At 42.7% G+C, this 25,762-nt stretch carries 23 protein-coding genes and 4 pseudogenes; 1 reads left to right on the top strand and 26 read right to left on the bottom strand.

Annotation, left to right across the window (positions count from 1 at the left end):
* From Q0191_RS09790 to Q0191_RS09730, 13 genes and pseudogenes are all read right to left on the bottom strand, one after another.
* A partial coding sequence (locus Q0191_RS09790) for a YkgJ family cysteine cluster protein (RefSeq protein ID WP_297666058.1) occupies nucleotides 1-445 on the bottom strand: 445 nt, incomplete at its 3' end.
* 93 nt (nucleotides 446-538) lie between these two features.
* On the bottom strand, nucleotides 539-1,174 hold the full coding sequence (locus Q0191_RS09785) for a hypothetical protein (RefSeq protein WP_297666056.1): 636 nt from the start codon (nucleotides 1,172-1,174) through the stop codon (nucleotides 539-541).
* A gap of 44 nt (nucleotides 1,175-1,218) precedes the next feature.
* On the bottom strand, nucleotides 1,219-3,042 hold the full coding sequence (gene lepA, locus Q0191_RS09780) for a translation elongation factor 4 (RefSeq protein ID WP_297666054.1): 1,824 nt from the start codon (nucleotides 3,040-3,042) through the stop codon (nucleotides 1,219-1,221).
* A 123-nt stretch (nucleotides 3,043-3,165) separates the two neighbouring features.
* On the bottom strand, nucleotides 3,166-4,068 hold the full coding sequence (locus tag Q0191_RS09775) for an RluA family pseudouridine synthase (RefSeq protein ID WP_297666052.1): 903 nt from the start codon (nucleotides 4,066-4,068) through the stop codon (nucleotides 3,166-3,168).
* The gene (gene lspA / locus Q0191_RS09770) at nucleotides 4,052-4,519 is read right to left on the bottom strand and encodes a signal peptidase II (protein WP_297666050.1); all 468 of its coding nucleotides are present in this window, start codon (nucleotides 4,517-4,519) and stop codon (nucleotides 4,052-4,054) included. Before lspA ends, Q0191_RS09775 begins: the two co-directional genes overlap by 17 nt.
* Nucleotides 4,516-5,424 (bottom strand): LysR family transcriptional regulator, encoded by a 909-nt coding sequence (locus Q0191_RS09765; protein WP_297666048.1) that lies wholly within the window; start codon nucleotides 5,422-5,424, stop codon nucleotides 4,516-4,518. Before Q0191_RS09765 ends, lspA begins: the two co-directional genes overlap by 4 nt.
* A 102-nt stretch (nucleotides 5,425-5,526) precedes the next feature.
* Nucleotides 5,527-6,441 (bottom strand): TDT family transporter, encoded by a 915-nt coding sequence (locus Q0191_RS09760; protein WP_297666046.1) that lies wholly within the window; start codon nucleotides 6,439-6,441, stop codon nucleotides 5,527-5,529.
* 49 nt (nucleotides 6,442-6,490) lie between these two features.
* Nucleotides 6,491-7,347, bottom strand: a pseudogene (locus tag Q0191_RS09755) (GNAT family N-acetyltransferase).
* A 50-nt stretch (nucleotides 7,348-7,397) separates the two neighbouring features.
* The gene (locus Q0191_RS09750; RefSeq protein WP_297666045.1) at nucleotides 7,398-9,263 is read right to left on the bottom strand and encodes an ABC-F family ATP-binding cassette domain-containing protein; all 1,866 of its coding nucleotides are present in this window, start codon (nucleotides 9,261-9,263) and stop codon (nucleotides 7,398-7,400) included.
* Nucleotides 9,260-10,465, bottom strand: coding sequence for a CCA tRNA nucleotidyltransferase (locus Q0191_RS09745; RefSeq protein ID WP_297666043.1), 1,206 nt, complete (start codon nucleotides 10,463-10,465; stop codon nucleotides 9,260-9,262). The genes Q0191_RS09750 and Q0191_RS09745 overlap by 4 nt, the downstream gene beginning before the upstream one ends.
* Nucleotides 10,462-11,229, bottom strand: a complete 768-nt coding sequence (gene dapB / locus Q0191_RS09740; RefSeq protein ID WP_297666041.1) for a 4-hydroxy-tetrahydrodipicolinate reductase — start codon at nucleotides 11,227-11,229, stop codon at nucleotides 10,462-10,464. Before dapB ends, Q0191_RS09745 begins: the two co-directional genes overlap by 4 nt.
* A 42-nt stretch (nucleotides 11,230-11,271) precedes the next feature.
* Nucleotides 11,272-12,120 (bottom strand): DegV family protein, encoded by an 849-nt coding sequence (locus Q0191_RS09735; protein ID WP_297666062.1) that lies wholly within the window; start codon nucleotides 12,118-12,120, stop codon nucleotides 11,272-11,274.
* 2 nt (nucleotides 12,121-12,122) lie between these two features.
* On the bottom strand, nucleotides 12,123-12,497 hold the full coding sequence (locus Q0191_RS09730) for a DUF1149 family protein (protein WP_015605101.1): 375 nt from the start codon (nucleotides 12,495-12,497) through the stop codon (nucleotides 12,123-12,125).
* 148 nt (nucleotides 12,498-12,645) lie between these two features.
* Between Q0191_RS09730 and Q0191_RS09725 the strand changes: the two are divergent.
* A pseudogene (locus tag Q0191_RS09725) lies at nucleotides 12,646-13,014 on the top strand (transposase); the annotation flags it as partial.
* 159 nt (nucleotides 13,015-13,173) lie between these two features.
* Here the strand turns inward: Q0191_RS09725 and Q0191_RS09720 are convergent.
* The 13 genes and pseudogenes from Q0191_RS09720 to Q0191_RS09660 form a co-directional block, all read right to left on the bottom strand.
* Entirely contained in the window at nucleotides 13,174-14,565 is a 1,392-nt protein-coding gene (locus Q0191_RS09720; protein WP_297666039.1) for a vWA domain-containing protein, read from the bottom strand.
* Nucleotides 14,566-14,892: 327 nt separating this feature from the next.
* Nucleotides 14,893-16,854: pseudogene (locus Q0191_RS09715) on the bottom strand (fructose-specific PTS transporter subunit EIIC).
* Nucleotides 16,851-17,762 (bottom strand): 1-phosphofructokinase, encoded by a 912-nt coding sequence (pfkB, locus tag Q0191_RS09710; protein WP_148886434.1) that lies wholly within the window; start codon nucleotides 17,760-17,762, stop codon nucleotides 16,851-16,853. Before pfkB ends, Q0191_RS09715 begins: the two are co-directional and overlap by 4 nt.
* A complete protein-coding gene (locus tag Q0191_RS09705; protein ID WP_367170470.1) occupies nucleotides 17,759-18,502 on the bottom strand; it encodes a DeoR/GlpR family DNA-binding transcription regulator in 744 nt (247 codons plus the stop codon). The genes pfkB and Q0191_RS09705 overlap by 4 nt, the downstream gene beginning before the upstream one ends.
* 146 nt (nucleotides 18,503-18,648) lie before the next feature.
* Nucleotides 18,649-19,620: a CPBP family intramembrane glutamic endopeptidase gene (locus tag Q0191_RS09700; protein ID WP_297666033.1), complete on the bottom strand. Its 972-nt coding sequence runs from the start codon at nucleotides 19,618-19,620 to the stop codon at nucleotides 18,649-18,651.
* A 16-nt stretch (nucleotides 19,621-19,636) separates the two neighbouring features.
* Entirely contained in the window at nucleotides 19,637-20,263 is a 627-nt protein-coding gene (locus Q0191_RS09695; RefSeq protein ID WP_297666032.1) for a TIGR01906 family membrane protein, read from the bottom strand.
* Nucleotides 20,256-21,026, bottom strand: a complete 771-nt coding sequence (locus tag Q0191_RS09690) for a TIGR01457 family HAD-type hydrolase (RefSeq protein WP_297666030.1) — start codon at nucleotides 21,024-21,026, stop codon at nucleotides 20,256-20,258. Before Q0191_RS09690 ends, Q0191_RS09695 begins: the two co-directional genes overlap by 8 nt.
* Before the next feature lie 10 nt (nucleotides 21,027-21,036).
* The gene (locus tag Q0191_RS09685; protein WP_297666028.1) at nucleotides 21,037-21,774 is read right to left on the bottom strand and encodes an acyl-[acyl-carrier-protein] thioesterase; all 738 of its coding nucleotides are present in this window, start codon (nucleotides 21,772-21,774) and stop codon (nucleotides 21,037-21,039) included.
* Nucleotides 21,775-21,777: 3 nt separating this feature from the next.
* Nucleotides 21,778-22,908 (bottom strand): radical SAM family heme chaperone HemW, encoded by a 1,131-nt coding sequence (hemW, locus tag Q0191_RS09680; protein ID WP_297666026.1) that lies wholly within the window; start codon nucleotides 22,906-22,908, stop codon nucleotides 21,778-21,780.
* Nucleotides 22,909-23,024: 116 nt separating this feature from the next.
* Complete coding sequence (locus tag Q0191_RS09675) at nucleotides 23,025-23,318, bottom strand: cupin domain-containing protein (protein ID WP_297666024.1); 294 nt, start codon at nucleotides 23,316-23,318, stop codon at nucleotides 23,025-23,027.
* A 211-nt stretch (nucleotides 23,319-23,529) separates the two neighbouring features.
* Nucleotides 23,530-24,132, bottom strand: a complete 603-nt coding sequence (locus Q0191_RS09670; protein ID WP_297666022.1) for a hypothetical protein — start codon at nucleotides 24,130-24,132, stop codon at nucleotides 23,530-23,532.
* 202 nt (nucleotides 24,133-24,334) lie between these two features.
* Nucleotides 24,335-25,381 carry a dTDP-glucose 4,6-dehydratase gene (rfbB, locus tag Q0191_RS09665; protein ID WP_061909284.1) on the bottom strand — a complete coding sequence of 349 codons (1,047 nt, stop codon included), beginning with the start codon at nucleotides 25,379-25,381 and terminating at the stop codon, nucleotides 24,335-24,337.
* A 241-nt stretch (nucleotides 25,382-25,622) separates the two neighbouring features.
* Nucleotides 25,623-25,762: pseudogene (locus Q0191_RS09660) on the bottom strand (dTDP-4-dehydrorhamnose 3,5-epimerase family protein); the annotation flags it as partial.

Below are 25,762 nucleotides of genomic sequence, written 5' to 3'. Positions count from 1 at the left end.
TCAGGGTATTTTTGATTGTCAGATGATTAATCTGATGAATCTTCTTGCGGTCTGTATGAGGAAACTCGCGGCAGGCCTTGGGACGAACATCGTAGATCGAGCAGAGATTGTCTCCACCTAAAAAAGGACAAGGTATGGCCTTGAAGACCTTGTCACCGTCTTCGTCCACCTGAAGAAACTCCTCTTCAAAAGCCGGCAGCTTCATCTTGAAATACTTAGCAATGCGGACAATGTCGGCTTCCTTAAAGTCTGGCCCCAGAGTTTTACAACAATTGGCGCAGGCTGTACAGTCAATCTCCTCAAAGACCTCATCATGGATCTGCTGGGCAATCTTATCGAGGTTTTTTGGTGGCTTTTTCTTGAGATTGGCTAAAAATTTTCGGTGCTCTTTCTGCTTTTGCAGGGCTAGTTGGTGGTATTTTTCAAGATCAATTTCTTGAGTCATATTTTACTTTCTAAATATTTTTTCTTTGGTGTTTATCATCAACACATCAAAAAAATGAGACAACCCTCAGTCAATCTCATTTTTCTGAGTCTTTTAAATCTTAGCATTTGAACTTTTTTCGTCGAGACTCCATGTATCTTTCATGTTTTCCAAGAAGTCATTGATAGTTTTTTTATCACCTTCAATGGAAAGTATATAGACTTTGTCATCTTTTTGGAAAACTAATGTATTAGCAAGTTGTCCCGATTTCAGAATGATGTTTATTTGAAAGGCTTCTCTTCCTGAGACAGTACTTTTAGAGCCCCACATCTTCTCAATATTATCTTTTTGGCTCCAATTATAGGCTACATGTTGAGCAATTGTTTCTGCATTGAAAGTCTCACCATCTGCTACTTCAGCTTCTGCCTTAGAAACAGCATTCATGGTAACAATATTATAAGCAGAACCGTCGGTATATTGGATAAGTCCCTCAACATCTACATCGACAAATTTAACCCAATTACTAGGAATATCGATATAGCCAAACTCTGGAGAACCAACACGTTTTGTTTCTTGATTGGTTTTGTTCTTGCTTTTTTTAGAAGAAGAGTCTGAACTCTCCTTTTTGACTTGAACACTTGAACTGGTCGATGAGCTTGTTTGTTGATCTTTTTGTTGAGATTTTGCACAAGACATAAGAGTAAGTGAAGTCAACACAAGGACTGCACTAAGTAAGTACGATCGCTTCATAATTTTCCTCCTTTTTGGAACATGTTAATTAGAAATTAAAGAGATTATTCATCATCCATACTCAGGACACTGAGGAAGGCTTCTTGTGGGACTTCGACGGATCCGATAGCTTTCATCCGTTTCTTACCGGCTTTTTGTTTTTCAAGGAGTTTCCGCTTCCGAGAAACGTCACCACCATAACACTTGGCAAGTACGTTTTTACGAAGAGCCTTGATGTCAGTCCGAGCCACAATCTTGTGTCCGATGGCTGCCTGAATGGGTACTTCAAATTGCTGACGAGGAATGATTTTCTTGAGCTTGTCCACAATCAGCTTACCACGCTCATAGGCAAATTCCTTGTGAACGATAAAGCTGAGAGCATCGACCTTGTCGCCATTGAGGAGAATATCCATCTTAACCAGTTTGGATGAGCGGTACTCAGAAATTTCATAGTCAAAGCTAGCATAGCCACGAGTAGAGGACTTGAGCTTGTCAAAGAAGTCAAAGACGATTTCAGCAAGTGGGATTTGATAGATGACATTGACCCGATTATCATCGATATAGTCCATGGTCACAAAGTCACCGCGCTTTCGCTGAGCTAACTCCATCACCGCTCCGACAAATTCCTGCGGCACCATAATCTGCGCCTTGACATAAGGCTCTTCAATGGAATCAATCTTGGTCGGATCCGGAAACTCACTCGGATTAGAGACATCAATAGCTTCACCATCTGTCAGATTAACCTTATAGATAACAGACGGAGCCGTCATAATCAAGTCAATATTGAATTCCCGCTCCAAGCGCTCCTGAATGACATCCATATGCAGCAAGCCCAAGAAGCCACAACGGAAACCAAATCCTAGTGCTTGCGACGTTTCTGGTTCAAATTGCAGACTGGCATCGTTTAGCTGGAGCTTTTCGAGGGCTTCGCGTAGGTCATTGTATTTATTGGACTCAATCGGATAGAGACCAGCGAAAACCATAGGATTCATCTGCTTGTAACCGTGTAGGGGCTCAGATGCTGGATTGTTCGCCAAGGTCACTGTGTCTCCGACCCGAGTATCCTGCACCGTTTTGATAGAAGCTGCGATATAGCCAACATCCCCTGTCGCTAGGAAATCACGTCCAATAGCTTTCGGTGTAAAGATACCGACCTCAGTTACGTCAAAGTTCTTGCCATTGCTCATGAGCTGAATGGTATCTCCCGGCTTGACCACACCGTCCATCACCCGCACTTGCAGGATTACCCCACGATAGGCATCGTAGACTGAGTCAAAAATCAAGGCTTTGAGTGGTGCTTCAACATTTCCAGTCGGAGCTGGAACTTTTTCCACAATCTGCTCTAAAATATCTTCAATTCCGATGCCAGCCTTGGCAGAAGCCAATACGGCTTCGCTAGCATCCAGTCCAATCACGTCTTCAATCTCTGTCCGCACCCGCTCTGGATCCGCAGCAGGCAGGTCAATCTTATTGATAACAGGCAGGATTTCCAAGTCATTATCCAGTGCTAGATAGACATTGGCCAAGGTCTGAGCCTCAATCCCCTGAGCAGCATCCACGACCAGAATGGCGCCTTCACAGGCTGCCAATGACCGTGACACTTCATAGGTAAAGTCAACGTGTCCCGGCGTGTCGATCAAGTGGAAGATATAGGTCTCCCCGTCCTTGGCAGTATAATTGAGCTCGATGGCATTAAGCTTAATGGTGATACCGCGCTCCCGCTCCAAGTCCATGCTGTCCAAGAGTTGGGCCTGCATTTCCCGGCTGGAAACCGTCTCTGTCGCCTCCAAAATCCGGTCGGCCAAGGTTGATTTCCCGTGGTCAATATGGGCAATGATGGAGAAATTGCGGATCTTCTCCTGACGTTTTTTCAAATCTTCTAAATTCATTTTTCTCTTCCTTTTAGGGTATTCTATTTATTATATCATGATTTTTCGAAAATAAAAACGACTGTAACCAAGACAGTCGACTTAATTTTCCATTTATCTAGAGTCTCATAAATACGGAGACGATTAGTCATGGACTTTTCTGAGTTTTTCAAGAGTTTCTAGGAAAATAGCTGGCGCTTCAGCTGTAAATTCCAGCACTTCACCAGTCCGAGGATGGGTGAAGCCCAGTGTTCGCGCATGCAAAAATTGACCGTGCCCTTTCAGGGTCTTACGTGGCCCATAGACCTCATCTCCAGCGACTGGATGACCGATATAAGCCATGTGGACACGGATTTGATGCGTCCGCCCCGTCTCCAGCTGCAACTCAACCAAGGTATAGTCCCCAAAACGTTCCAAGACTTGGAAACGTGTCAGAGCGGGTTTTCCCTTGGCTGTAACCGCCTGCTTCTTGCGGTCTTTTTCACTACGGCCAATCGGCGCCTCAATCACTCCTCGGTCATTAGGGAGATTTCCATGGACAATCGCCCAGTATTTACGCAAGGATTTCTTATCCTTGAGCTCATCTGCAAGTGCCAGATGAGCTTGGTCATTCTTGGCAATCATCAATAGACCAGAAGTATCCTTATCAATCCGATGGACAATCCCCGGGCGCAGCACACCATTGATGCCAGAAAGGTCTTTGATGTGGTACATGAGAGCATTGACCAGAGTACCTCTGGTATGCCCAGCTGACGGGTGAACCACCATGCCTTGTGGCTTGTTGACGACGGCCACATCTTCATCCTGATAAACAATTTCTAGCGGAAGATCCTCTGCCACATACTCAACCACCTCTGGCTCAGGTACTTCATAGGAAATGACATCACCCTCTTTGACGGCATACTTGGCTTTTTTTGCCTCTCCATTAACCAAAATCTGGCCATTTTTTATCTGCTCATTAGCTAAACCTCGGGATAGCTCTGTCAAGTCCGCCACTGCCTTGTCCAAACGCAGGCCTGCGGCTGTTGCATCAATTTTCAATTCCATTTGTTTCTTCCTTCAAGATTACCAGTAATAAAATCGCTACTCCAACAGTCAGGTACATATCCGCTACGTTAAAAATAGCAAAATTGACAAAATCTAGCTGGAACATATCCACTACAAATCCTTGCTGGATCCGGTCAATGAAATTGCCCAATCCACCAGCAATAATTAGAATTAGTCCCGTCAGAATCCACTTGGAAGCTTGGATATTTTTAATCAAATACCAAACAGCAACTCCAATCACGGTACAGGTAATCAAGGCGAAAAACCACTGCTGATTTTCCAAGATAGAAAAGGCGGCACCAGTATTTCTCAAGTAAGTCAAACTGACAATCTTAGGAATAAACTTCCTGACCTGCCCCAAAGAAAAATTGGAAACAATATAATACTTGACTGCCTGATCAAGAGCAATCAAAAGAAAAACTAAAAAAGGAATCGCAATTTTACGTTTCATACTTCTCTTTTCTGTGCAAAATATTCTTTCATAACAGCTACAAAAGCTTCGCCGACCTGACTCAAGTCCACATCTTCCCGCTTGACATAAACCATACGATTATCCAAATTGTCTCGTAGTTTGATGACAGTGATTCCATTTACACTGTTGCTATCCAAAAAGCCAGATCCAGTCGCATAAGCATCCGTCCGCTCCAAAATCCCATTCAGCGTAGCTCGATCCGTCACATTAAAAATCTGGGAGCTGGCACTGGTATCGACAAAATTCTCTGAATAATAGAGGTACTCATCCTTTTCCTGTGTGAAGCGAACAGTCGGTAAAGTGGCCAAATCTTCCATGACCAGTTCCTCCTTTTGAGTCAGAGGATGGTCTTCCCGCAAATAAATGTGGGTCTGGAAAGGAATTAGCTCAATGACCTCCAAGCCGAGCTTCTCCACCCGCTGCATAATGCCCTTGCTATTCTGATTATTGAGATAAATAATCCCAATCTCGCTGTGGCCTTGAGCCACTTCATCCAATATCTGCACGGTCGTTGATTCAAAAATCCGGAAATTCTTATATTCTGGATACTTTTGAGAAAACTCCGTAATCAACGGCGGCAAAAAGTCATAGTGCTGGCTGGCAATGGAAAATTCATCCTTTTCCTCTTCAGGATTGGCATATTGATTTTGAAAGACATCAAATCCTTTGACCAATTCTTGAGCTCTCTCGTAAAATTCCATACCCCGTCTGGTCAAGAAGGTTCCACTACTAGTTCGACGAAAAACTTTAAATCCCAGCTCCTTTTCCAAATCTCGCACCGCGATAGATAGACTAGGCTGGCTGACATACATCTTTTCTGCTGCTTCGCGGAAGGTTCCGCTGTTGGCAATAGCCACTACATAACGCAATTGTTGAATATTCATATCTTTTTCCTTTTACAAATACTCCTAATTATATCATAAACTCTGCTTTCCTTAAAGGCAGGCAGCGACTTTCCTCTTGGAAATACATCTCTGAAATCTGCATCATTTTTCTAAAATGTCCTTTGTATATAAGAAGGTGACATAAAGAACGACGAGCAAGGCTATTAAGACCTCAAAAACAAGCAGAATTTGCCCTGCTAGACCGAAATTTAATATAGTTAAAGACTGCTTCAAGGCCACAGCCGAAATAACCAAAGGGAAGGTAAAGGCCGAAAATCCTGCTGAAAAAGGACGATTGATCAAACGAGGCAGTTGCCACAGAATAAAGGCATAAAGGCATTGACCTGAAATCAAGAGCAAGCTCAACAAGACAGGATTTGGCTGAGGAAAAGTAGCTACATAAGCCGCTGTCATCAAGGAAATAGGCGCACAAATCGTTGTCGTATTTGGGCGAACATTCTCTGCTAAGCCAATTTTATAGGTCTTATAAAGGACGATTGGCAAGACCAAGATGGTCGCTAAAAGGCCGTACCAAAAGACCAGCTGCCCCAAAGCCACCTGCTGAGGAATTACAATTGTCAGAGGAGCGACACCGATCCCGACAAATAAGACCGTCCAAGCGGGAAAGACATTTTCCCACTTAAAAGGGAAGACAAAGGTCAGGATATAATAGACCATCAAGAAAACTAGCCCGCTAAAGCTTAGCCACCACAGCACTTGCGTACTAATTCGGGCAAAATTTCCCAAAAAAGTCCAGCTCGCTAGATAGGTCGAAGCCACCATTCCCTGCATGAAAAAAGTCGGGAAGACCGAGGCCACTAGCGCTTGACCTAGTTGCTTTTTGACTTGCTTGGTATGCGTCAGCATTCCCATCACTAGATGGAGGAAGAACAAGAATGCCAGACTTGCTAAAAGATAGCGCAAGAACTGACTGACATCACCGACTAAATTTCCCAAGGCTAGTAGGCCTAGCACCAAGCCCGCCTGAACCAAGTATGGCTCTTTTCTCTTTATCATCAACAGATCTCCTAACCTTAAAAGCTCTTTTCTTCGAAAGATAATTCTTCTATTTTCTCTTTAAATAAACTGCTTCCGATTTTCGTTTAAAGCCCAATTTTTCATACAGCCTCAGGGCAGCTGTATTTTGAGCTTCTACTACAATTTGGCAGACTTGTCCATTTCGGCTAGCAAGGTCATTCAGGATAGACCTGACTAGGTGACTCCCTAAGCCCTGTCCTTGAAAGGTCTGATCTACAGCTAAGGCAAACAGATAATTGCTACCAAAACTTGTATCCACCGAGCAGGACGCCACGATTTGACCATCTTTTTTCAGGACATAGAGCAGACTATCTGGGCTCTCCAGCGCTTGACTGGCATAGTGAAGCGCAGTCTCCATCGGCATCTCAAAAATCTGCGATTGAAACGCTGCAATCTCCGCAACCATTTCCGTTCTCCCCAGTAAAACTTCCACGCCTTCTTTTTCTTCTTCAGGGAAAGTCCCCGCCGCCTGCTCCAGCCAGATTTCCGTTTCATTCAAATCATAGTCAAACTTCTCAGCAAAGGTCGGATGGTCTGCTAAAAACTTAGCTTCACTGATATATTCGATTTGGGATAAATCGTATTTCTCTGCAACTTTGGAAAATTCCTGCAAAAGAGTGCTCGCTATGCCTTGTCTGCGATAGTCGGGCAATACATAGACAGATACCTCTGCTTGACCTGGCTCATCCGCATAAACCGATAAAAAACCGACCGTTTGATGATCTAGATTGGCCAGAAAAAAGCTGGCATATCCCCATCAAAATTATAGGCGTTATCCAAATAAGGAAGACGATAAGTCCCATCTGTGGCCTGGCAGCTTTGAACCAGCTCAAAGAGCTGATCCTTGATTTCCTGACTAGGCTGGCTATAAATCTGTATTTCCATCATTCTCCCTCACAAATATCTATAAACAACACATGTAGTTTGTAACTGTGTTACTCCAACTCACTCAAATACTCATAGCGCTCATACTTTTCAAGAAGCTGCTCGTTCTTGTCATCCAGCTCCTTCTGAAGTTCCGATAGCTTGGTAAAGTCCGAACCGTTCTGTTCCATTTCCATCTCAATGGCGGCGATACGTGCCTCCAGCTCCTCGATATCCGCCTCGATGGTCTCCCACTCTTGCTTTTCAAAGTAGCTCATCCGCTTCTTCTGCTCCCGCGCCTTGACTGGCTTTTCCTTTTCTTTCTTTTGGGAAATAGCTGTGCTGGATTGTCTAAAAGCCTTCTCATCCAGATAGTCCGTGTAGTTGCCAAAGAACTCTCTGACCTGTCCATCTTCAAAAGCTAAAATCTTGCTGGCTACTTTATCGAGGAAATAGCGATCGTGGCTAACTGTGATCACTGGCCCTGCAAAGCCCTGCAAGAAATTTTCTAGAACTGTCAAGGTTGCGATATCCAAATCATTGGTCGGCTCGTCCAGAAGCAGGACATTGGGCTTCTCAAGTAAAAGCTTGAGCAGGTAGAGCCGCTTCTTTTCACCGCCAGACAACTTCTCAATCAAGGTTCCGTGACTTGAGCGAGGAAAGAGAAACTGCTCCAAGAGCTCAGCAATAGATGTTGTGCCGCTCCCTGTCTTAACTTCTTCCGCCACTTCCTGCAAGTAATTAATGACGCGCTTGGACTCATCCAAGCCTTCAATCTGTTGAGAGAAATAAGCCACTCGAACTGTCTCGCCGATTATGACCTGACCAGACTGAGGCTGCAACTGACCAGCAATGAGATTGAGCAAAGTAGACTTGCCTACTCCATTATCTCCGACAATGCCCAGTCGATCTTTGTTTTGCAGCAAGAGATTGAAATGCGACAAAATCTGCTTTTCTCCGTATGCAAAATCCACATCCTGAAACTCGATGACCTTCTTCCCAATACGGCTGGTTTCAAAGTTCATCTCTAAGTCCATCTGATTGGTCTGACCAGCCAAATCACTTTTGAGGTCATGGAAACGATTGATACGTGCTTGCTGCTTGGTCGCCCGCGCCTGAGGCTGACGGCGCATCCAAGATAACTCCTGCTTGTAAAGCTGCTGTTTCTTGTGTAGCAGGGCAGCATCGCGCTCATCCTGCTCAGCCTTGAGTCGGACATAATCCTGATAGTTGCCCTGATACTCAATCAAGCTCCCGCCGTCCAATTCAAAAATCCGCGTGGAAATATTATCCAAAAAATAGCGGTCATGAGTAATAAAGAGGACTGTCTTCTTTGAATTTTTCAGGAAATTTGTCAGCCACTCAATCGTATCAATATCCAGATGGTTGGTCGGCTCGTCCAGCAGCAGCAAGTCCGCTTCGGAAAGTAAAACCTGCGCCAACTGAACCCTCCGACGTAAACCACCAGAAAGCTGGCTGATTTTTGCTGCCAAATCTGTGATACCGAGCTTGGATAGAACGGTTTTTACCTGACTTTCAATTTCCCAAGCATGCAGCGAATCCATTTCTGCCATGACCTTGTCTAAACGAGCCTGCTTGGCTTCATCATAAGCTGCCATGAGCAGTTCGTATTCCCGAATGAGCTGCATTTCTCGCAAATCACTGGACAAAACAGTATCCAAGACCGTCTTCTCTTCATCGAAATCTGGTTCCTGAGTCAAATAGGAGATTTTATAGTCAGATTTTGCTGAAAAAGGATATACATCACCATCAAAGCCTGATTTGCCAGACAAGACATCCAAAAGAGTGGTTTTTCCTGTCCCATTGACTCCAATCAGTCCAATCCGATCCAAGTCATGAATGATAAAAGAAATCTCTTGAAAGACTGTCTTATCCCCGACAGACTTGGTCAGATTTTCAACGATAAAGTCACTCATCCAACTTGCTCCTTAATAAAGTTCATAATCTCTTCCTTGCTATTTTCCAATTCTCCGTCGACAATGGCCCATTCAATTTTAGTCAGGATTTGTCCCAATTCTGGTCCGGGTTTAAAGCCGTAATCTCGAATCAAATGGCTACCCGTCACCACAATCTCATGTTTGTCATGAATGGTCAGAGCAGCATGTTTCGCTTCAATAACCTCAAATTCAACTGGCAAGCCTGCTGCCTGTCTCAAACTTTCTGCTTGCAGAATCAAATCCAAATCATACTGATAGCAATCACGCTTAGAAAGACTCCGTTCCTGCCGAATCTCATAAACAGCTACCAGCTGATTCACTCGCTTTTGAAAGTCATTGGACGTTTTCCAATGCTTCAAGAACTTACGAACATCTTTCACTTTCAAAGTCAGTAAAAGGGCAGCCCAAGCCTGCTCGGAACTAGAAAATTGAAAATCTCCTGCTAGATGGTCTAATAATTCCTGCAAAGCTTCTGCTGAATGTTTCATATCAGGAAGAAAGTCGTAGGCAGCAGCTTTGATCAGGCTCTCCAGACCTTTTCGCCAGAAAGGTGCCATTAGGAGCTTGTCAAACTCGATAAAAATCCGCTCTACCGATATTTTCTCCAAAAGCGGCGCGCAATCTGCCATAGCCTGAAAAGTCAAGTCTTCCAAATCAAAGTCTAAACCAGCCTGAAAACGGAAGCCCCGCATGATGCGGAGAGCATCTTCATTGAACCGCTCTGCAGCCACTCCAACTGCCCGCAGAGTACGATTTTTCATATCTGCCAAACCATCAAAAAGGTCTACAATCTCGCCCTCTTGGTTTAAAGCAAGAGCATTAATTGTAAAATCCCTGCGCTTCAAGTCTTCTTCCAAAGAGCGCACAAAAGAGACCTGACTAGGCCTGCGGTAGTCCACATAGACATCCTCAGTCCGAAAGGTCGTTATTTCGTATTCTCCCTGGCCTTCCAAGACCAGAACCGTTCCATGTTCAATACCGACATCAACAGTCCGAGGAAAGATTGTTTTGATTTCCTCAGGATAGGCCGAACTAGCAATATCCACATCGTGAATTGGCCGATTCAACAGAGCGTCTCGTACAGAACCACCGACAAAATAAGCCTCAAAACCAGCCTCTTTAATCTTCTCTAATACTGGCAAAGCCTCCTGAAACTCAGAAGGCATCTTCTCTAATCTCATAGTAAATGTTCCAATCCATAGACCAATTCAGAGCGCTTGACTACCTCTTTGATACCCAGATTTACCCCAGTCATAAAGGAAACTCGGTCATAGGAGTCATGCCGCAAAGTCAGCCCTTCTCCTTGGCTACCAAAGATAACTTCCTGATGGGCCACCAAGCCCGGCAAACGCACTGAGTGAATCCGCATGCCGTCAAAGGCAGCTCCACGGGCACCAGACAAAGATTCTTCCTCATCAGCTGCTCCCTGCTGCTTACTCGTCCGAACTTGACTGATTAATTCAGCTGTTTTGATAGCCGTGCCACTCGGTGCATCCTTCTTGTTGTCATGATGCAGCTCAATAATTTCCACATCTGGGAAATACTTGGCTGCTTGGGCTGCAAACTGCATAAGCAAAACCGCTCCCAGAGCAAAATTCGGCGCAATCAAACCGCCCAGACTCTTTTGACGAGATAGTTGGGTCAATTCTTCAATCTGCTCAGGCGTAAAACCAGTCGTTCCGACCACCGGAGCAAATCCATTTTCAAGAGCAAAGCGAGTATTTTCATAAGCCACTTTGGGAGTCGTAAAGTCAATCCAGACATCCGCCTGAAGACCAGTAAGTTCTTCTTTAGTATTGAAAACTGGAACTCCCGCTACTTCCTTTTCATCTGTAAAAGGATCTAACAGACCGGCCAATGCCAACTCAGGATCTTCTGTTACCATCTTATAGGCTGCTTGTCCCATCTTTCCCTTGAAACCAGCAATAATGACTTTTATACTCATCTAGAACCTCTCTCTATTCTTGACTAACCGCTCTGCAAAACTCTAGACCAGCGGAATGTAGGCTAAAGCGACACTACCCTCGCCCAAGTGAGTTCCAATCACACTACCAAAAGTAGCAAGAGAAATATCGTCCGCTATGCCAGCCTCTATCAGCTGCTGGCGTAAGCTTTCCGCCTTCTCTTCAGCATTCCCATGAATCACCATGACCTGATAAGCAGCAGAGGCAGTTTTTTCCTCCACTACTTCAATCAATCTCTTAATCGCTTTCTTTTCTGTCCGAATCTTTTCAAAGACTTCGATGACACCTGCATCGTTAAAATACAGGATCGGCTTGATACTTAGGAGATTTCCCAAAATAGCTGCGCCATTGGACAAGCGACCGCCCTTAACCAGATGATTGAGATCGTCAACCATGATAAAGGCACTGGTTCCATCGATTTGTCGTTGAATCTTGAGCAAAACCTCTTCAAAATTCTGCCCTTCCGCAGCCCAAGTCAAAGCATTTTCGACCATGAGCCCCAGCGGAGCACTGGTGATTTTTGAATCAGGAAATGCGATTTTCAAATCAGGAAACTCGTCCTTGAGATACTGGATATTTTGATAAAATCCTGAGATCCCACTGGATAAAAAGAGCCCCAGCACATGCGTGTAATCCTCGCTGGCAAGACGCGTCAAGGTCTCCTCCAACTCTGCCACACTAGGCTGACTTGTCTTTGGTAAATCATCTGCAGCAGCCATTTTCTCATAAAACTCACTGGCCGTCAGATTTTTTCCTTCCACATAAGTCTCTCCAGCAATCACTACTGGAATATCGAGCACAAAAAGATGGTCATTTCCACGAAGGCCATTCGTTAAAAAAGCGGACGAATCCGTTATAACCGCTAATTTCATCATTAGAACTCCAAATTAATACCTGGTAAATCTAGCGCAATCTCAGTCACTTCATAGGTCAAACGATTGAGCATGGTCAAGCAAGGACGCGCCAATTCTTCCACTTCTTCATGCTCAAACTCACTAGGTTCCTCTACCAAACGTCCTTGAATATGATTTGTCTGCGTAATCGTGCCACTAATCACAAAACGATCAAACACAATCATGAAAGTCAAAATCACGATCATGGATGTTGAATTCTTTTCTTCATTTCTTTCAATCAGCTGAAAATTCACATCAACTTTTGTTTCCGGTGTACCATTTTCTTTTTCCCATTCAAAATTGCGTGCATCAAAATGATACTGGCTGACAAATTCTTGTTCACGTTGTAATTCCATTACTATTCTCCTAAAAATATACGATAGTCCATTATAACATAATTTAAGGAAAGTTTCTATGTAAAAAAGGAGCCTACCCAACAAATAGATAAAAAACTTCTCCTAACATTGCACAAGTGTAAGCAAATCTTTAATTTAGCATTTTTAAATAAGTTTTATTGCGCAAGATTTCAATTCAAGAAAGATTATAACTACCTTAGATGGATGTGCTCAAGTAACTACTTGTAATTGCTTTCGGCGCTATTCCAGACTGGTTCGAAACGGACTTATAGTTATTGCCGTGGATATACTACAACATAGCTAAGGATCTCTTTCTTTCTGCTTAAATTGTCCTCGATCGCTTTCACATGTACAACACCTAAATCAGACTATGGACTGCCTTCACATCCAAATCATGAAACAATTTGATCAAAAATCTCGCGATTACAAGACAATAAAACGATGCTGGAAACTCATCCAACAAGATAGTCAAAAACTAAGGAATAAACGTTTTTATCGCCCATCCTTTCCTATGTATTGATCAATAAAGAAATCAATGTTAACTAACATCACCCAGATACAAGTTAACAAAGAACCAAAAAGCCTTAGTTCTGTATTGTACAAAACCAAGACTTTTTCTCACATGACTTATATCACTTTCGAAAAGCAAGTAAAACTTACTTTATCCATGACTCTATTAGTCTTTTTTCTTAGCACCAATAGTCAATCCTGAAGCTACTGCAACTAATGCTACTCCAACTACAGCCAAACCTGAAGAAACTTGCTCCCCAGTTTTTGGTAATTCAGCCACCTTATTAGAAATTGATGTAGTATGATAAACTGGCTTCGTACTTCCAATAGGTTTCGCTACTGTAGGAGCTGGAGCTTTTTGCTTAAGTACGACATGTGCTTCTGCCAAGAAGTCATATTTCTCTGTCACAATGCGGTAAACACGTCCTTCTTGGACAGTCTTAACAACATGATTTGTAAAATCACGATTTAAAAGACTAGAAAATTCTTGACGGATATCAAGGTAAAGACCTTTTGTTCCTTCAACTAGAGGTTTAAAAGTCGTTTCTTCGTATGTTACACCCACAACCGATAGGGAAATATCAGCCGCTTTAAGAGCTTTCAGAGTTTCTTCTACTGTTGGAATGCCTGGAGTACTGAAATCAATACTTTCATCAGTAATCAAGAAAGCAAAACGACGATTATTAGAAGCTGTAGACCAATCGTAATCTTTTGAAGTTGCAATATGATGAAGAGGCGCTGTAGGCTCTTCTGTTCCACCGCCTGTTTGAATAGATCTAAGTGCCTTAATATACTCTTCTACATTCTTAGTGAATTTAGACCCATTAAAATCGAAATATTGAACATTCTTAGCAGACTCATACGCGATTAAGCCAAGACGAGCATCAACCTTTTTACTAGCCAAATCACGGACAAAAGCCTCAATATTTTGCATAACATTCTGAATAGATGAACCCATTGAACCTGACTTGTCAATAGTAAAAACGATATCAGCAGAACCAGACGATTGCTTCGTAATTGTCACATCTGCTTCTTTCATCACTTTTTCAAATGTTGTCTTCTTGATGGTCTGAGTAACATCAGCTACATACTCATCCGTATCAACATGATCGGTAACTGTCTTTGATGTAGCAACTGGCGCTTTTTCTCCAACAGCAGTTCCTTTAGCAGCTACACTAGTTGTCTCAACACTCACAGAAGCCTCTGCTTTAGCAACAGCTTCTGTACCAGCTTCATTTTCTTTCGTATCCACTTTGACATCAGTAGAAGTAGTAGATACTTTCACTACATCACCAGGTTTAGCCTTATCAATTGGCACTACTGGAGTACTAACCTTTTCTTGAATCTCTTTGGCTGTCTCAGAAAGTTGTTGATTAGCCTGAGTTGTTTTAGCAGCAAGTTCATTTGAGCTTACTTGAGCTAGCTCATTAGCAGCTTGACTTGGCTTATTTACCTCATCAGCATCAGCTTGTGTGACTGCTGTAAAAACAGATGCTAGGGCAACTGAAAGTAAAACAGATTTGCATTTCCAAAATAAAGAACGCTTCTTATTTTTCATAAGTATTCTCCTTTAATAAATTTTGATTATATTATATCAATATCAAGGGGATTTGTCAAATATGATCTAATGTTCGGAACAACTTGCTATATTTACTAAAATCAGATTCTAGATTCTCTTTGGTAACAAATTCAATTCTTGAAATTATTTTCAAAACATGGTATAGATATTAATCCAAAGAACGCTTCTTATTTTATTTCTGTAAGTAAAGTTTTTATCAAGATTTCATTTCCTTTTATTTCGCCTAATAATGAGACCTCTGCCTATCAAGATTCTAGAAGACGAAAAAGAACCTTGACAAACCATCAAGATTCTTTCGCGTAGGTTTTATTTTTCAAGTGGTTTACGCAAATATCCGAAGAGAATACCGCTGACAACTGCACCAATCAATACATATACCAAGTAAAGGATTGGGTTGTTAGTCAAACCGATTACAAAGATTCCTCCATGAGGAGCCATAAGTTTGATGCCAGATAGACCGACAAGTGCACCGGTGAGAGCTGAACCGACGATAAAGCTTGGAATAGCACGGGCTGGGTCAGCAGCTCCAAAAGGAATCGCACCTTCTGTGATGAAAGATAGTCCCATAACGATATTTGTCAAACCAGAATCACGTTCTTCAGTAGTAAATTTATCTTTGAAAAGTAGAGTTGCAACAAATACTGCAAGCGGTGGAACCATTCCGGCTGCCATAACCGCTGCCATGACTGGAGAACCACCAGTTGAAACAGTGCTTGCCAGTGTACTTGTACCAAATACATAAGCTGCTTTGTTCACTGGTCCACCCATATCGACTGCCATCATACCACCGACCAAGAGACCGAGAAGGACAGCAGAGCTTCCGCTCAGACTTGCCAAGAAATCGTTGAGGGCTGTATTGATTGCTGACATAGGGATATTGACTGCCAGCATAAGGAATCCAGTCACAAGAACACCAAGAAGTGGCAAGAGCAAGATGGAACGAATACCTTCAAGTGAGCGAGGCAGACCTGCAAGTAATTTGCGAAGGACTAAAATCACGCCACCAGCTAAGAATCCACCGACCAGAGCTCCAAGGAAACCAGATGATACACCAGCTAGAGAGAGTGTCTTCTCACCACCTGCAGCATAGGCAACACCACCAAATGATGCACCGCTGCTCGCAATTGCACCGGCTACGAAACCTGAAACCAAACCTGGCTTTTCAGCGATTGAGTAAGCGATATAACCAGCCAATACTGGCAACATGAAGCCAAAGGCTGCACCACCAATTGCCTTAAATTGAGCTGCAATTTCATGATAGCTTCCCAGATTAGAAAGCTGATCCTTTGGCACGCCTAAGATCTGATCCAGCAAGAAGGCAATGGCAATCATAATCCCACCGCCAATGACGAATGGCAACATTTGAGAGACACCGCTCATCAAGTGCTTGTAAAAAGCTCCGCCCAAGCTAAGTTTTTCATTGCTGCTAGCTACTGCAGCGCCACCATTAGCAGCCTTGTAGACTTCGGCATTGCCAGAAAGAGCTAAATTGATGAGTTCTTCTGTCTTGCGGATACCGTCTGCAACTGGGCGGCTGATTAAAGGTTTGCCATCAAAACGATCCATTTCAACAGCCTTGTCTGCTGCGATGATAACTGCTTTAGCTTTTTTGATGTCTTCTGCTGTCAGTTTGTTGCCAACACCGCTGGCACCGTTAGTTTCAACCTTGATGCCGACACCCATTTCAGCAGCCACTTTTTGAAGAGCTTCTTGAGCCATATAAGTGTGGGCGATGCCTGTCGTACAAGCTGTAACAGCTACGAGGAAGTCTCCTCCCTAAGTTGCAGGAGCAACAGTTGCTGGTTCAGCTGCCTTTTCAGACGCTTGGTCAAAAAGAGCGATAACTTCGTCTGGTGAAGATACTTTGCGTAATTTGTCAGCAAAACCGTCTTTCATCAAGTATTGAGACAATTCTGCCAAGGCAGCCAAGTGGGTGTCGTTAGCACCTTCTGGAGCTGCAATCATGAAGAAGAGATCTGTTGGTTGACCATCCAAACTTTCATAGTCAACACCCTTATTTGACTTGGCAAAGAGAACGGTTGCTTCTTTGACAGCAGAGTTTTTGCTATGGGGCATAGCAATCCCCTCACCCAAACCAGTTGAAGTCAAGGCTTCACGCGCTAAGATGCCTTCTTTAAATGTTTCAAAATCTGTCACATAACCGTGATCGACCAGGCTTTTAATCATCTCTTCGATGACAGCTGTTTTTTCAGTTGCCTGCAAATCCAGCAACATGACATCTTTTCTCAATAGGTCTTGAATTTTCATCGTTTTTCTACCTCAACTTTTTCATATGTTTCTTTAATAAATTCCGCAGTTGCCAAGTCATCCGAGAAGGTAGTTGCCGTTCCGCAAGCCACTCCCCATTTGAAGGCTTCTACTGCGTCTTTTGATTTGACAAATTCACCTGTGAATCCAGCGACCATAGAGTCGCCAGCCCCAACTGAATTTTTCACTGTTCCCTTGATAGGTTTTGCGAAGTAAGCTCCCTCAGATGTGACAAGGAGTGCACCATCCCCAGCCATAGAGATGATAACGTTTTGGGCACCTTTAGTCAGCAATTCTCGAGCATATTTCTCGATTTCATCTAAACTTTCCAGTTTTACTCCAAAGATAGCTCCAAGTTCGTGATTGTTTGGTTTAACCAAAAGTGGCTGGTAGTCTAAACTATCAATCAAGGTTTGTCCTTCAAAGTCACAAACCACTTGCGCACCAGTCTGGCGCGTCAAGGCAATCAGCTCCTTGTAGATGACATTTCCCAAGTTCTTAGCACTTGAACCAGCAAATACAACCGTATCTTCTGCTGTCAAACTAGATAAAATTGCTTTTAATTCTTCTAGCTGAGCTGGTTCGACATTTGGACCCGTTCCATTGATTTCTGTTTCTTGGTCTGCTTTAATCTTGACATTGATACGCGTATCTTCTGCCACTTGGACAAAGCGTGTCTCGATTTCTTCCTCTGCCAATGTATCTGTGATAAATTTACCAGTAAAGCCTCCGATAAATCCAGTCGCCGTATTTGGAATACCCAAGCGTTTCAAAACACGACTGACATTGATTCCTTTTCCACCAGCAAACTTATCATCACTGTCCATACGATTGACACTACCGACTTGAACTTGGTCCAAGCGAACGATATAGTCAATGGATGGATTGAGTGTGACTGTATAAATCATGCTTCTATGACCTCCGTTTTTTCTTTAATCTTTTGAATCACTTCAGATTCAGTTTGGTTTGTAATGAGCCTTGCCCACGATACTGGTGCCACTTTTGCAAAAGATGTATTGCCTAACTTTGAAGCATCAGCCAAAACATAAGTTCTCTTGGCATTTTCGAGAATAGCGCGTTTCACCGCTCCTTCTTCCATGTCCGGAGTCGTGAAAAATCCATCGTCGATTCCATTCATTCCGATAAAAGCCTTGTCAAAATTCAGCTGTCCGATTTGATTTAGGGCTACACCACCAATACTAGCATCTGTCGAGCGTTTTACCACTCCACCAATGATTACAGTGGGAATATTACGCTCCACCAGCTTAGTCGCATGATGGATAGAGTTGGTTACCACCGTCACGCTCGGATCGTGCAATTCATTGACTAAGAGTTCATTGGTTGTCCCTGCATCAATAAAAATGACATCGTATTCTTGAATCAAGCTGGCTGCTTTTTGAGCAATCCTAGTTTTTTCTTGAATGTTTTTGATAGATTTTTCTTGATTGCTTTCTTCCTCCTGCAAGAAGTGAAGACTCTCTGCACCACCATGTACACGCCTCAACTTCCGCTCACTTTCAAGCTCATCTAAATCTCTTCTAACAGTTGATTCTGAAGTGTCTAAAGCTTTTACTAGATACTCTAAAGAAACAAATTTATCTTTCATAACTTTCTCGAGAATCAGCTGCTTTCTTTTCGACTTCAGCATAGAATACCTCCTCTGCAATCGATTACAGTTCTATTATACAAGATTAAATTCCAAAGTCAAGCACTTTCTATCATTTTCTATCAAAATAAATCATTTGTTTGAATATAGAAAAAAAGAAGTCTGTTAGACTTCTTTTTATTCCTTTATTATCTTGTAGTGATATAGACAAGAAGGATCGGTAAAAAGGCAGCAAGCACACATAAGATTGAAAATACCCAAAACCAAACCGATTTAAGAGCTTGCCTATATGTTCCTGGCTGAGATCTATTTTCAGCAATATAAGCTTTAATTTTCGACCTATTTAGGATGAGTACAATCAATACTACCGTTGTTCCTACAGTCATCAATCCATAATTTATGAGATTCACGATACTTTCTGGGATATAGTTGGTCAGGAAATCAAGCCCCTCTGCGATGACCAAATTATTGAAAATATGGAAGAAGATCACCCAGAAAATGGAATATTCAAAAGCGATGTAACCAAATCCCAGACCAATCATAGCAGCAAAATAAAGCTGATAGAGATTTTCATGAAATAGTCCGAAAAGAAGAGCCGTCATGACAATGGCAAAGACTTTTCCGTGCTTTTCCAAAGCTCGCAAGCCTGCTCCTCGAAAAATAATCTCCTCCGTAATCGGTGCCATGATCGTTGTATAGATAAACATGGTGATTGAATGAGAGCTAAAATCCTGTGATAAAATCTCAGAAAGATCCAAACCAAAGAGAGACAAAATAGCATTCATGATTTGACTTGTCACAGTACTAAACAGCTGAGAGAAAAACAAGAAGCAAATCATGAAGAAGAAGACCTTAGGAGTCATTTTCTTACTTTTCTTGCGCAAATCTCGCGTGAAAAGCTGCTTGCCCCTGAAAATCGTGAAAATAAGCACTCCCACACAAGAAGCGATAATGTAGGAACCGCCATCTTTATCCATAAAACTTTTCACAAATTCCTCAGTCTTACCTATATCAAAGCCCTGCTGAAAAAGAACAAAGAAATAGGAAAAGACAGTATAGAGTATTACAACCACTAGCATCACGATAGAATAAGTGAAGCAGCTTGCTGAAAATCTCCCCAGATCTTTCTTGGGATTTAAAGGCTCAGGTAACGTATTCATAAATTCTCCTTTGTTATTATTGACTACGAGTCTTTCTACTGAAAAAATACAAACTTAAAAAGATTCCCTCGTAAAGAAGAGCAAAAAGAATAAAGGCGTGCATGAAAAATTCTTCTGGCAAAATCCAGATGACTGGATCCTTGGCTGGATCAAATAGCCATGTATTATCTCCCACAAAAAGCACTTGGTGAAAGAGCGTAAAAAAGCTATTAAAACCAATCAAGCCAGCCAGGCAAATCATTATGAAGGGCAATAGGCTCAAGATAAGCAAATTTCTTTGATAAAGAGCTAAAAATCCTTTTTTGACCACTTTTTGGATAAAGAAAATAAAAGCCGGCAAGGTTAGTACAAAGACAACCTGCGCCAAGTGGAAGAGATACTTGACCGCCTGAAAATGATACAGCCCAGCTGCTGACGAGCGAAAATCCGGCATTGCCAGCTTCTGACTAAAAGGATTGGTCAGGTAATTCATCAAAATGTTGAAATTATACTGGATAGTCTCTGCTTTGAGATGAACCTTATCAGGCAAAGCGAAATAAGAAATCTCCAGCGGGTAAAACAGCCAAGCCAGATAAATGGTCAACAAAATGGCTGTCGCCAGCAAGCATAGGACACTGGCTGAAAATCTTAACTTATCATGCATCAAAGTCCCACTCCGCTAGGCTAGATAGAACATGCGTTGGTTGGATCGGCAGATTTGGCACCTCTTCTGGCAGGGTAAAGCCTGTCGTAACCAAGAGGGTCGGAATGCCATTGTCGATTCCCGCTCGAATATCTGTCAGGTAGTTATCGCCCACCATAACCACATCCTCACGCGCCAATCCCAGATGCTCAATGGCTTTTTCCATAATGATGGCATTTGGCTTGCCGATAAAGGTCGGCTCAACCCGAGTAGCTGCTTCTAAGAGGGCATTGATAGCTCCCGCTCCTGGCTGTAGACCTCGCTCCGTCGGAATATTGAGATCAGGATTGGTTCCGATAAAGTGGGCACCCTTTTGAATAGCCAGAGTCGCTAGGGTCAGCTTCTCATAGTCCACTTCCCAGTCCAGACCTACTACTACATAGTCAGGGTTTTCTGTATCTTCTATATATCCAGCTTCTTCAATGGCCTGTTTAAGCCCAACATCACCGATAACATAGACTTTTTTGCCCAGATTTTTCTCCTGCATATAGTCAATAGTCGCTAAAGTCGCTGTGTAAATAGTCTCAAGCGGTGTCTCAATGTTGAAATTTTCAGCCAACATAGTCTGAACAGCTTCTGGCGTGCGCGTAGTGTTATTGGTCACGAAAAGATAGGGAATCTTGCGCTTCTGCAGCTCATGCACAAAGGCCTCTCCTGCCGGAATCCGACTCTTGCCCTTATAAATCGTCCCGTCTAAATCAATCAAATATCCTTTATAAGTCATACATTACTTTCTAATCTTTTTCAATCTCTTGCCAAGTGATGATAGCTTGTGCATTGACATCACCGTCACTGGAAATCTGGTGAGTGCTCTGCAGACCGTCTAGTTCATAGCTAGAGGCAATCATCCCGCCCGGTCGGACTTCTTTGACATACTTCAGGTTGATTTTCTGAGGAATATGCTGGGTAAGGAAGTCTGCGCCCATGACCTCAAAAATCCAGTCCAGATACTTACTATTGTTGACATGACCATTCATATCCAAGTCGTAAAAACGCACATGGTAGTCCTTGATGATAGGATTTTCCAAGTTTGGATACTTAGGACCACGCAGTAATTTCTTAGAAAAATCAGACTGATAAGGAGCCACAATCTCAGGCTCCACCCCATGAACCTTACGGCTATCTCGATCCATAAGGACAAAGGTTGCCATCATCTGTATAATGGCTTCACCCGCCTCATCAAAAATCGTGAAGCGACGGTAACAAAAGAGGCGATTGTAGGTCAAGGCCTCTGTCTCAATAGTGATTTCCTCCGCAAATCGCGGCAGACGAACCACATCAATATCATAGTCCGTGATGATCCAGACCAGATTATACTGCTCTAACATATCCTTGTCGCTGACACCCAGCTCAATCGACTGCATGCCCGACACCTGCAAGGACAGCAGGATAACATCCGGTAGCTTGATATGACCATTCATATCAGCCATATCAAAAGGAATTTTCATTTTCATTTGATAAGTTAAGCCCATAATTTACTCCAATATAAATTTCTCAGCAACCGTATCGCCCAAAAAGAGGCCTTGCTTGGTCATGCGCACGATATCTCTGTCCGGAACTAGCAAGCCTTGCTCAGTCAGTTCAGACACAACAGCTCCGTATTGATCTTCAAAGAATACACCAAATTTTTCCTCGAAGCGTTTTCTTGAAACGCCCGATTTCTTGCGTAGTCCTAGAAACATCTCTTCTTCCATCTTTTCTTTCAGCGTCAGTACTTCTTCCTGCACACGGCTATTACCCGCTTCTACTGCTTGCAGATAATGACGAATGGGCCCGTGGTTTTTATAGCGGACGCCATCGACATAGCCAGACGCTCCCGCACCGATACCATAATACTCCGCATTGTCCCAGTACATGAGGTTGTGACGGCTCTCAAAGCCTGGCTTGGAAAAGTTAGAAATCTCGTAATGCTCAAAGCCTGCCTTTTCCAACTCAGCTATAATGTATTCAAACATCTCCGCTTCCAAGTCTTCTTTGGGTAGAGGCAACTTTCCTCTCCTCATCCGATTCATGAAGACTGTATGATTTTCTAAAATCAAACTGTACAAACTCATGTGGGGAATGTCCAGAGCAATGGCCTTGGCTACATTGGTTTTCACATCCTCCATAGTCTGCTTGGGAAGGGCATAAATCAGGTCAATCGAGATATTATCAAAACCTGCTTTTTTGAGATTGGCAATATTCTCGTAGATGTCCTTTTCCAAATGACTGCGCCCAATTTGCTTGAGCATGCGATCATTAAAGGTTTGCACGCCCAGAGAAACCCGATTGACAGGCGAATCTTTGAGTACAGCAATCTTTTCCTGATCCAAGTCCCCAGGATTGGCTTCGATGGTCAGCTCCTCAAGATAAGACAAGTCCAGCTTGTCCGTCAGCTTTTCCAGCAAAAAAGCCAACTGAGGCGCCGATAGAGCCGTCGGAGTCCCACCACCGATATAGAGGGTACGGAGCTTTTTGATGTCGTAAGAATCATACTCCTCAATCAAATGCTCCAGATAACTATCTACCGGCTGATTTTTGATAAAGACCTTTGAAAAATCGCAGTAATAACAAATCTGAGTACAAAAAGGGATATGCACATAGGCAGAAGTCGGTTTAGTTTGCATAGTATTTATTATAGCATAAAATTAGCGACAAAGCCCCCTTGGAAAATAGAATAAAAAAACTCAAGAAATAGAAAAATTCCTTGAGTTAATGTTGAAAGAGCATCTGTTCGAGCAGATCAGGGATAAAGCAACTGCTGAATCACTAAAACATGGCTCTCTTCTATACCATATAAACTATGAAGTTCATTCGGCTCCATAGTCAGAAAACTTCCCGGTACTAATTGTACAGTTTCTCCTAAGGCAGTAAAATTCACCTTCCCTTCTAGACAGACAACTGTAACAAGAGCATCTGCGCTATGTTCAGGGATTTGTTTCCCTTTAGCAAGGTGCAAATGGCGAATGAGACGTCCTTGCTCTTCGACTGGAGTTTCAACCACATCAACATTTGGATCTATTGAGTAAAATTTCATCGTTTTACCTCCTTTTCTTCATTTTAGCATAATTCCGAATAATTGTCAGAATTTTTTAATATTCCTGATTGATACCTACAAAGTTACATAATATGGTATTTTCATCATGCTCTACCTGATCAATTTTCTTAAATATAAAAAGATTGAAGAACGTCATCTAAAATAGATCTTTTCTTCAATCTAGAAATTTGTTATGAATTAGATTTCAAAATCATTGAATTCCATAAGCCATACTGATCTGGATTTTAGCAACTCCATTCTGCAGGCTGATTTTGTCAATGCTGAACGGACTCTGCGGCAGAGATAGAAGGAAACTATCTCCCTCCGTCGTGATGGAGGAATTAGGGGCCTGCAGTTGCTGCTTCAGCATGCCTGTTACCCAAGATTTAGGGATAGGAAGGATGCCTAGCTTGGCATTATCGATTGTGATGTATAAGGCACTCCCCTTCACCGTCACATCCACCTCTAAATCCAGCTTACTATCAATAAAAATTAGTTTAACCGGATACTGGATGCGCAGCTTATTGCCTTCAATACTGTAAGCTCCATTCAGCAGTTCCTGATTCTCGCTATCGGTCAGCGAAGACTTAAGCACCTGATTGAGCTGTACGCTATTGAGAGAGACCTCTGTGCTGACTCCCTGAGCCGTCACATTAGCATTGTTCAAAGCCGGCTCAATCATATTTTCCCACGAAGTATTAGCTTGAACATTTTTTAGTTGTTCATTCGGATTGATAGAAGAAGGAACCAGAAATAGCACTGCTGCGAGCAACAGCACCAAAACAATTCCTACCAATCTTTTGATCAATTTCATATCTGTCTTCCTTTACTTTGAGAAATATCCTTAGCTGAAAACACAAAAAGGATTTATCTCATTTTACACTATTTTTACATCATTTTCTGTAACAAACAGATTAAAAGGCTAACAATCCTGTGAGAAAAGGCTGGGATAAATAATCCCAGCCTCTTAGTCGTATATTGCCTGTATAAAAAGACTTAACATAGATAGTCTATTCTTACTTAATCACTTGTTGCGTCTTAGCATAGTTAGCTTCGACTGCTTCTTTTTCAGATTTCCACCAGTCTTGGTTGTCTGTATACCACTTGATGGTCTCTTTGAGACCCGCTTCAAAGTTGGTGAATTCTGGCTTCCATCCAAGCTCATCGCGGAGCTTGCTGGCATCAATGGCATAGCGAAGATCGTGGCCGGCACGATCCGTCACATGGTCATAAGCGTCAGCAGGTTGCCCCATTTCCTTGAGAATCAGCTCCAGCACTTCCTTGTTGTTCTTCTCACCATCAGCACCAATCAAGTAAGTTTCACCGATTTGGCCCTTGGTCAGAATTGTCCAAACGCCTGATGAATGGTCATTAGTATGAATCCAGTCACGAACGTTTTTACCTTCACCGTAAAGTTTTGGCTTGATGCCGCTCAAGATATTGGTGATTTGGCGTGGAATGAACTTCTCGATGTGCTGGTAAGGACCATAGTTGTTTGAACAGTTCGAAATAGTCGCTTTGACACCAAAAGAGCGCACCCAAGCTTTGACGATCAAGTCTGAAGCTGCCTTGGTTGAGGAGTAAGGCGAACTTGGATTGTACTTAGTTTCAGCTGTAAATTTCTCACCTGGACCTTCTCCATGACCTGGCAAATCTTCACGCAGAGGCAGGTCGCCATAGACTTCGTCAGTCGACACATGGTGGAAACGAATATCGTACTTACGAGCCGCTTCTAATAGTGTGTAAGTTCCGATAAAGTTAGTGTGGATGAATGGACTCGGGTCATTGAGCGAGTTGTCATTGTGACTTTCTGCCGCATAGTGAACGATAGCATCCGCTTCAGAAGCAAGCTTATCTACCAAGGCTGCATCAGCAATATCTCCAACAACCAACTCAACGCGGTCGCCTAAAATTTCTTCGATATTGGCACGATTACCCGCGTAAGTCAGCTTGTCCAGCACTGTCACATGAACATCTGGAAAGTTATTGTAAACATAGTGGACAAAGTTAGAACCGATAAAACCAGCTCCGCCTGTCACGATAATTTTTTTGTATTCAGTCATTTTTATTCCTTAAACTTTTTTATAATTGCCTTAAGTGGTGGGGACGCAAGCAAACCTCCGGTTTCATTGCTTATTTTTGAGCCTAATGTCTCAAAAATCCCCTGTCATGTAACAAACTAAACAATTTGTTACATGACTTACACCACAGCGGCAATCATTTCTTTAATTCGCTTCGCTCGGATTAGAGCTGAGCTAAATCATATATTTCAGTATCAATTAATGAATCAGAAAAGAAATCTTCTTATAAATCTTCTTTTCTTAGTGGTTTGACATCCTTGAGTAATGGATGGTTCTTGTCTGCTTCTGAGACTTCTGCTGCTTCTAGATTTTCCCACTGGATGCCTAGAGCTGGGTCTGCATAGTTGACAAAGGCATACTTAG

It is taken from the genome of uncultured Streptococcus sp. (genome assembly GCF_938036805.1).
Classification (GTDB): domain Bacteria; phylum Bacillota; class Bacilli; order Lactobacillales; family Streptococcaceae; genus Streptococcus.
Note: the sequence above shows the minus strand (reverse complement) of the source record. Positions and strands in the feature narration are given on the sequence as shown.